This is a genomic window from Micromonospora sp. NPDC005163 (assembly GCF_053599835.1).
Window position 1 is genome coordinate 21721 of the sequence record NZ_JBSFYP010000079.1, and the last position, 6568, is coordinate 28288.

The window sequence follows — 6568 nt, forward strand, 5'->3', positions numbered from 1 at the left end:
TGCGCTCCTCACGTCGGTTCGGCGGTGCTGGCGCGGACGGCGTCGGCGACCGGCGTCGGCCCGTTGACGAGTTCCAGGGTCTCGCCGGCGGTGCGTGGTTCGTCGAGCAGCGCCACGAGAACCAGGGCGACGTCGGCGCGGGTCACCGCGCCCCGCCCGGCGTGCGCGGAGAGGGTGACGTGTCCGGTGGGTTCGTCGTCGGTGAGCCGGCCGGGTCGCAGCACCGTCCAGTCCAGGTCGCGGGCGCGCAGGTCGTCCTCGGCGGCGCGTTTGGCGCGCAGGTACGCCGCCCACACGTCGTCGGCGCCGGCGGCGGGTGGGTTGTCCACGCCCATGGAGGAGACCAGCAGGTAGCGGCGGACACCGGCGTGGGTGGCGGCGTCGGCGAGCAGCGCGGCGGCGGCCCGGTCGACGGTGTCCTTGCGGGCGGCGCCGCTGCCGGGGCCGGCGCCCGCGGCGAAGACCACCGCGTCGGCGCCGTCGAGGTGCGCGGCGAGGTCGGTGCGGTCGGTGTGTTCCAGGTCGCAGACGACCGGGGTGGCGCCGGCGGCGCGCAGCGCGTCGGCCTGGTCGGGGTTGCGGATCAGGCCGACGGCGGTGTCGCCGCGCGCGGCGAGGTGACGCTCCAGCAGCAGGGCGATCTTGCCGTGGCCTCCGGCGATGAGAACACGCATGCGCCCAACCTACCGGCGGTGCAGCGGGTCGGGTCCTCTTGACTTTGCCCTTCGGGCAACCCCCAGCCTGGGGTGTGCCGGTCGCCGTGACCGGCACGAGGAGGATGTCGACGTGGGGCTGCTGACCATCGGGGCGTTCGCCCAGGCGGCGAGACTGACGCCGAAGGCGTTGCGCCTGTACGACCAGGTGGGGATTCTGCCGCCGGCCGCGGTCGATCCCGAGTCCGGGTACCGGCTCTACGACCCGGCTCAGCTGCCTCTGGCTCGGCTGATCGCCCAGCTCCGTCGCATCGGCATGCCACTGGCGCAGATCCGCGTCGTTTGTGCCCTGGAGCCCGCGGCGGCGGCTGAGGCGGTCACCGCGTACTGGCAGGGGGTGTCCGCCGACACCGCGGCTCGCGCCCGGCTCGCCACCATCCTCGTGGACCACCTGTCCGAAGGGGGCGCCACCATGTCTCAACCCAATCCCACCGTCGCCGTCCGCTACGCCACCGGTTGTGACACCGGGATCGTGCGTGACAGCAACGAGGACGCCGCGTACGCCAGCGAGCGGTTGCTCGCCGTCGCTGACGGCATGCGAGGACCCGGCGGCGCTGCCGCCAGCGCCGCCGCCATCGACGCCCTCAAACCGTTGGAGCTCACCGACGCGCCGGCTGCTGACCTGCTGACGATGCTCGCCGGTGCGGTCACCGACGCCGACCGCACCGTGCGCGCGCTGGCGACCGGTGACCATCAGCCGGTCACCACGCTGACCGCGTTGCTGCGCAGCGGCTCCCAGCTGGCCCTGGTGCACATCGGTGACACACGGGTCTACCTGCTGCGCGACGGTGAGCTGTCCCTGCTGACCCAGGACCACACCTGGGTGCAGGCGCAGGTGGATCAGGGCAGGCTCGACCGCGACCAGGCCGCCGCGCATCCTCAGCGCGCTGTGCTGGTGCGTGCCCTCGGCGCCGGCCCGCAGGTCGAGGCTGATCTCGCGCTACGCATCGCCCTGCCCGGTGATCGGTACCTGCTGTGCTCCGACGGGCTGTCCGCTGTCGTCGACCGCGCCGATCTGCGGTCGACGCTCAGTGCGGCTACCGATCCCGAGCACACGGTGCGGGAACTGATCGAGCTGGCTCAGGCGGCCGGAGCGCCGGACAACATCGCCTGCGTCATCGCCGACATCGTCGCGGTGTAGGCACCACCACAGGTCGGCGGGGGTTCGGCGGCGGCGGGTGCGTTGAGGCAGCATGGAGGGGTGATGGAGAGCCTGGACGCGTTGACCTCGCTGGTGGCCGGTGGTCAGGTGGTGGTGCTCAGCGGGGCCGGCCTGTCCACCGAGTCGGGTATTCCGGACTACCGGGGGCCCAGCGGGGTGGCCCGCCGCCACACGCCGATGACCTTCCAGGCGTTCACCGGCGATCCTGTCGCGCGGCGGCGCTACTGGGCGCGCAGCCACCTGGGATGGCGGTTGATCGCCCGGGCGGCGCCGAACGCCGGGCATCGGGCGGTGGCGCGGCTGCAGCACGCCGGTCTGGTCGACGCGGTGATCACCCAGAACGTCGACGGGTTGCACGGCGCGGCGGGCAGCGGGTCGGTGGTCGAGCTGCACGGCCGCCTGGACGAGGTGACCTGCCTGGACTGCGGCAACCTGACCTCCCGGGAGGAGGTGGACCGCCGGCTGCGCGAGGCCAACCCGGATTTCGTGGCCCGGGTCGCCGCGGTGAACCCGGACGGTGACGTGGATCTCCCCGATGAGCAGGTGGCCGCGTTCCGGCCGGTGGACTGCGGGATCTGCGGCACGGGGATGTTGAAACCGGACGTGGTGTTCTTCGGTGAGACGGTGCCGCCGCAGCGGGTGGCGCGCTGCTTCGCGCTGGTGGAGCAGGCTCGGGCGGTGCTGGTGCTCGGGTCGTCGTTGACGGTGATGTCGGGCCGCCGGTTCGTGATTCGGGCGGCGAAACGGGGCATTGCCGTGGCGATCGTCAACCAGGGTGCGACCCGGGGTGACGGGTACGCCACGGTGTGCGTCGACGCGCCGTTGGGGGCGCTGCTACCGGCGCTGGCCGAACGGGTCACCGGCGGCGCGGCGGTGGTCACTCCAGCCGGGGTGTGACGGCGGGTCCGGGGGTAGGACATCTGCCGGAAACACCGGCGCTGGTAGCGTTGACCATGCCGGTACCACCCACGTGGGAGAGACCGCCCGACAGCACCCGGGGCGGCGCCGAAGGGGCAAATCCTCCCCGGAACCTCTCAGGCAAAAGGACCTCGTGGGCAGGCACTGTGGAGCGCTGTGCGGGCGCGACAGAGGGGGAGGCCGATCCGTCGACCTCGTCCCGGGAGTGCCCCCATGACCGTTGAGCAGTTCGCCACCCGTCACATCGGTCCCGGCCCGGACGATGAGCGCCGGATGTTGGAGGTCGTCGGGCACGGCTCGATCGACGAGCTGATGGACGCCGCGATCCCCGAGGTGATCCGCTGGCACAGCACCCTGGACCTGCCGGACCCGGCCACGGAGGCCGAGACGATCGCCGAGCTGCGGGCCCTGGCGGCGCGCAACACCGTCGCCGTGTCGATGATCGGACTGGGCTACCACGGCACGCACACCCCGGCAGTGATCCGCCGCAACGTGCTGGAGGACCCGGCCTGGTACACGGCGTACACGCCGTACCAGCCGGAGATCAGCCAGGGCCGGCTCGAAGCGCTGCTGAACTTCCAGACCATGGTGACCGACCTGACCGGGTTGGCGACGGCTAACGCGTCGATGCTCGACGAGGGCACCGCCGCGGCGGAGGCGATGACCCTGGCCCGCCGCGCGTCGAAGAGCAAGAGCGCGGTGTACGTGGTCGACGCCGACGCGCTGCCGCAGACCATCGCGGTGATCAGCAGCCGGGCCGAGCCGCTCGGCATCGAGGTGCGGGTCCTCGACGTCGAGCGCGACGAGCTGCCCGGGGAGTTCTTCGGCCTACACCTGCAGTACCCGGGGGCGTCCGGCGCGGTACGCGATCACGTGGCGCTGGTCGAGGCCGCGCACGCCGCCGGCGCCCTGGTCACCGTCGCGGCGGACCTGCTGGCGTTGACGCTGCTGCGCGCGCCGGGGGAGATCGGCGCGGACATCGCCGCCGGCACCACCCAGCGTTTCGGCGTACCCATGGGCTTCGGTGGGCCGCACGCCGGTTACCTGGCGGTGCGCTCGGGCCTGGAGCGGATGCTGCCGGGCCGGCTGGTCGGGGTGTCCCGCGACGCGGACGGCAACCCCGCCTACCGGCTGGCGTTGCAGACCCGCGAGCAGCACATCCGGCGGGAGAAGGCGACCAGCAACATCTGCACCGCGCAGGTGCTGCTCGCGGTGATGGCCGGCATGTACGCCGTCTACCACGGCCCGGACGGGCTGCGGGACATCGCGACGCGTACCCATGACATGGCGGCGCGGTTGGCGGCCGGGCTGCGCGCCGGTGGCGTGGACGTCGCGGACGTCGCGTTCTTCGACACCGTCACCGCGACCGTGCCCGGGCGGGCCGGCGAGGTGGTGGCGGCCGCCGCCGAGCGTGGCGTCAACCTGCGGCTGGTCGACGCCGACCGGGTGGGTGTGTCGTGCGACGAGACGACCACCGTGGCGCACCTGGCGGCGGTGTGGGCGGCGTTCGGTGTGCCCACCTTCGACGGCGATGGCGTGGCGGCCCTGCCGGTCGAGTTTCACCGCACCAGCGACTTCCTCACCCACCCGGTGTTCCGCAGCCACCACTCGGAGACGGCGATGCTGCGCTACCTGCGCCGGCTGTCGGACTTCGACTACGCCCTGGACCGGGGCATGATCCCGCTCGGCTCGTGCACGATGAAGCTGAACGCGACCACCGAGATGGAGCCGGTCAGCTGGGCGGAGTTCGCGCACATCCACCCGTTCGCCCCGGACGCGCAGACCGCCGGGTACCGGGAGATGATCGGTCAGCTGGAGTCGTGGCTGGCCGAGGTGACCGGCTACGACGCGGTCAGCGTGCAACCCAACGCCGGCTCCCAGGGGGAGCTGGCCGGGCTGCTGGCCATCCGGGCGTTCCACCACAGCCGCGGCGAGGCGCACCGCGACGTGTGCCTGATCCCGTCGTCGGCGCACGGCACGAACGCGGCGTCGGCGGTGATGGCCGGCATGCGGGTGGTCGTGGTGGCCTGCGACGACGACGGCAACGTCGACCTGGTCGACCTGGACGCGAAGATCGACAAGCACCGGGAGGCGGTCGCCGCGATCATGGTGACGTACCCGTCGACGCACGGTGTGTACGAGACGGGCATCGCGTCGCTGTGCGCGAAGGTCCACGACGCCGGCGGGCAGGTGTACGTCGACGGGGCGAACCTCAACGCGCTCGTCGGGTTCGCCAAGCCGGGCAAGTTCGGCGCGGACGTGTCGCACCTGAACCTGCACAAGACGTTCTGCATCCCGCACGGCGGCGGCGGCCCGGGGGTGGGTCCGGTGGCGGTGCGGGCGCATCTGGCGCCGTTCCTGCCCGGTGACCCGCTGGGGGCGCACGCGGACGCGACGCCGGCGATCTCGGCGGCGAGGTACGGGTCGGCGGGGATCCTGCCGATCCCGTGGGCGTACCTGCGGATGATGGGCGCGGCCGGGCTGACCCGGGCGACCGGCGTCGCGGTCCTCGCGGCGAACTACGTGGCGGCGCGGCTGCGCGGGCACTTCCCGGTGCTGTACGCCGGCAACAAGGGCCTGGTGGCGCACGAGTGCATCCTGGACCTGCGGCCGCTGACGAAGGCGACCGGGGTGAGCGTGGACGACGTGGCGAAGCGGCTGATCGACTACGGGTTCCACGCGCCGACGATGTCGTTCCCGGTGGCCGGGACGCTGATGGTGGAGCCGACCGAGAGCGAGGACCTGGCCGAGTTGGACCGGTTCTGCGACGCGATGATCGCGATCCGGGCGGAGATCGAGCAGGTCGGGTCGGGGCAGTGGCCGGCGGGGGACAACCCCCTGGCGAACGCGCCGCACACCGCGGCGATGGTCAGCGGTGACGAGTGGGCGCACCCGTACCCACGGTCGGTGGGCGCGTACCCGGCCGGGGTGGACCGGGCCGGGAAGTACTGGCCGCCGGTGCGGCGCATCGACGGCGCGTACGGCGACCGGAACCTGGTCTGCTCGTGCCCGTCGCCGGAGGCCTTCGAGGACTGACGACGGGGTGCCGGGGCGGGCGGTGTGGCCGCCCCGGCAGCCGCGCCGACCTGGGCGGGGACGTCCCGTACCGGGGACTAGCCTGGGTCGACGGCGGCGATTCGGTGACGCTGAGTGGTCAATCAGGCCACGAGGGCGTGTCGGGCGGGGCCGCGGTGCGGGGCGATGCTGCTGCCGTCGGGGAGCAGCTCGCCGGTGTCCTCGAACACGATGACACCGTTGCAAAGCAGGCTCCAGCCCTGCTCAGGGAAGCAGGCGAGGACGCGGGCGGCTTCCCGGTCGATGGCTTCGGCGGAGGGGCAGGTCGGTTGGTGCTGGCACATCGGGTTCTCCGGACTGTGGGGGCACTGTGTCATGGTTCACATGACCAGTGACGCACAGTACCAAGCGAAAGTGTCCAGCATCGAGCAGGTGCCGGCCTGGTGCACGGGAAATCCACTGAACGGATGAGGAAGGTTGGGCCATACGGCGTGGAAACGCTCCCACAGGTGGTGGTCGATGCACCCGCGGCGCCACCCGGATGCCGGGGCGCGCTCGTCGAGCGCGCCCGCCTGCAATGGCGCCGCACCGACGGCGGCGACCCCGCCGCGCTCGCCGAGGAGTTCCTCGCCGCGCACGGCCTGGCGCTGCACGACCTGACCCGGCCCGCCCCCGCGCACCCGGCCACCGGCCCCTGCGGCGCCGCGCTCTACCTGTCCGCCGCCGCCGGAGCGCTGCTGGCCGGCGCCCCGGCCGAAGC

5 protein-coding genes, 1 pseudogene and 1 riboswitch are annotated in these 6568 nt (G+C 72.9%); of the genes and pseudogenes, 4 read left to right on the forward strand and 2 right to left on the reverse strand.

From position 1 onward, the window contains the following. Positions 1-8: 8 nt before the first annotated feature. The gene (locus tag ACWD6N_RS32810; protein ID WP_354968297.1) at positions 9-674 is read right to left on the reverse strand and encodes an SDR family oxidoreductase; all 666 of its coding nucleotides are present in this window, start codon (positions 672-674) and stop codon (positions 9-11) included. A 112-nt stretch (positions 675-786) separates the two neighbouring features. On the opposite strand from ACWD6N_RS32810, the gene ACWD6N_RS32815 reads away from it, so the two are divergent. From ACWD6N_RS32815 to gcvP, 3 genes are all read left to right on the forward strand, one after another. Next, positions 787-1854 carry a MerR family transcriptional regulator gene (locus tag ACWD6N_RS32815; RefSeq protein ID WP_354968298.1) on the forward strand — a complete coding sequence of 356 codons (1068 nt, stop codon included), beginning with the start codon at positions 787-789 and terminating at the stop codon, positions 1852-1854. A 63-nt stretch (positions 1855-1917) separates the two neighbouring features. Next, positions 1918-2772 carry an NAD-dependent protein deacetylase gene (locus ACWD6N_RS32820; protein ID WP_354968299.1) on the forward strand — a complete coding sequence of 285 codons (855 nt, stop codon included), beginning with the start codon at positions 1918-1920 and terminating at the stop codon, positions 2770-2772. Positions 2773-2836: 64 nt separating this feature from the next. Further along, positions 2837-2935: riboswitch (glycine riboswitch) on the forward strand. A gap of 71 nt (positions 2936-3006) precedes the next feature. After that, the gene (gene gcvP / locus ACWD6N_RS32825; RefSeq protein ID WP_387322388.1) at positions 3007-5829 is read left to right on the forward strand and encodes an aminomethyl-transferring glycine dehydrogenase; all 2823 of its coding nucleotides are present in this window, start codon (positions 3007-3009) and stop codon (positions 5827-5829) included. Between the two features lie 122 nt (positions 5830-5951). Here the strand turns inward: gcvP and ACWD6N_RS32830 are convergent, their stop codons facing one another. Next, entirely contained in the window at positions 5952-6152 is a 201-nt protein-coding gene (locus ACWD6N_RS32830) for a DUF5999 family protein (protein ID WP_074310192.1), read from the reverse strand. A 96-nt stretch (positions 6153-6248) separates the two neighbouring features. On the opposite strand from ACWD6N_RS32830, the pseudogene ACWD6N_RS32835 reads away from it, so the two are divergent. Continuing rightward, positions 6249-6568 (forward strand): annotated as a pseudogene (locus ACWD6N_RS32835) (anthranilate synthase component I family protein); the annotation flags it as partial.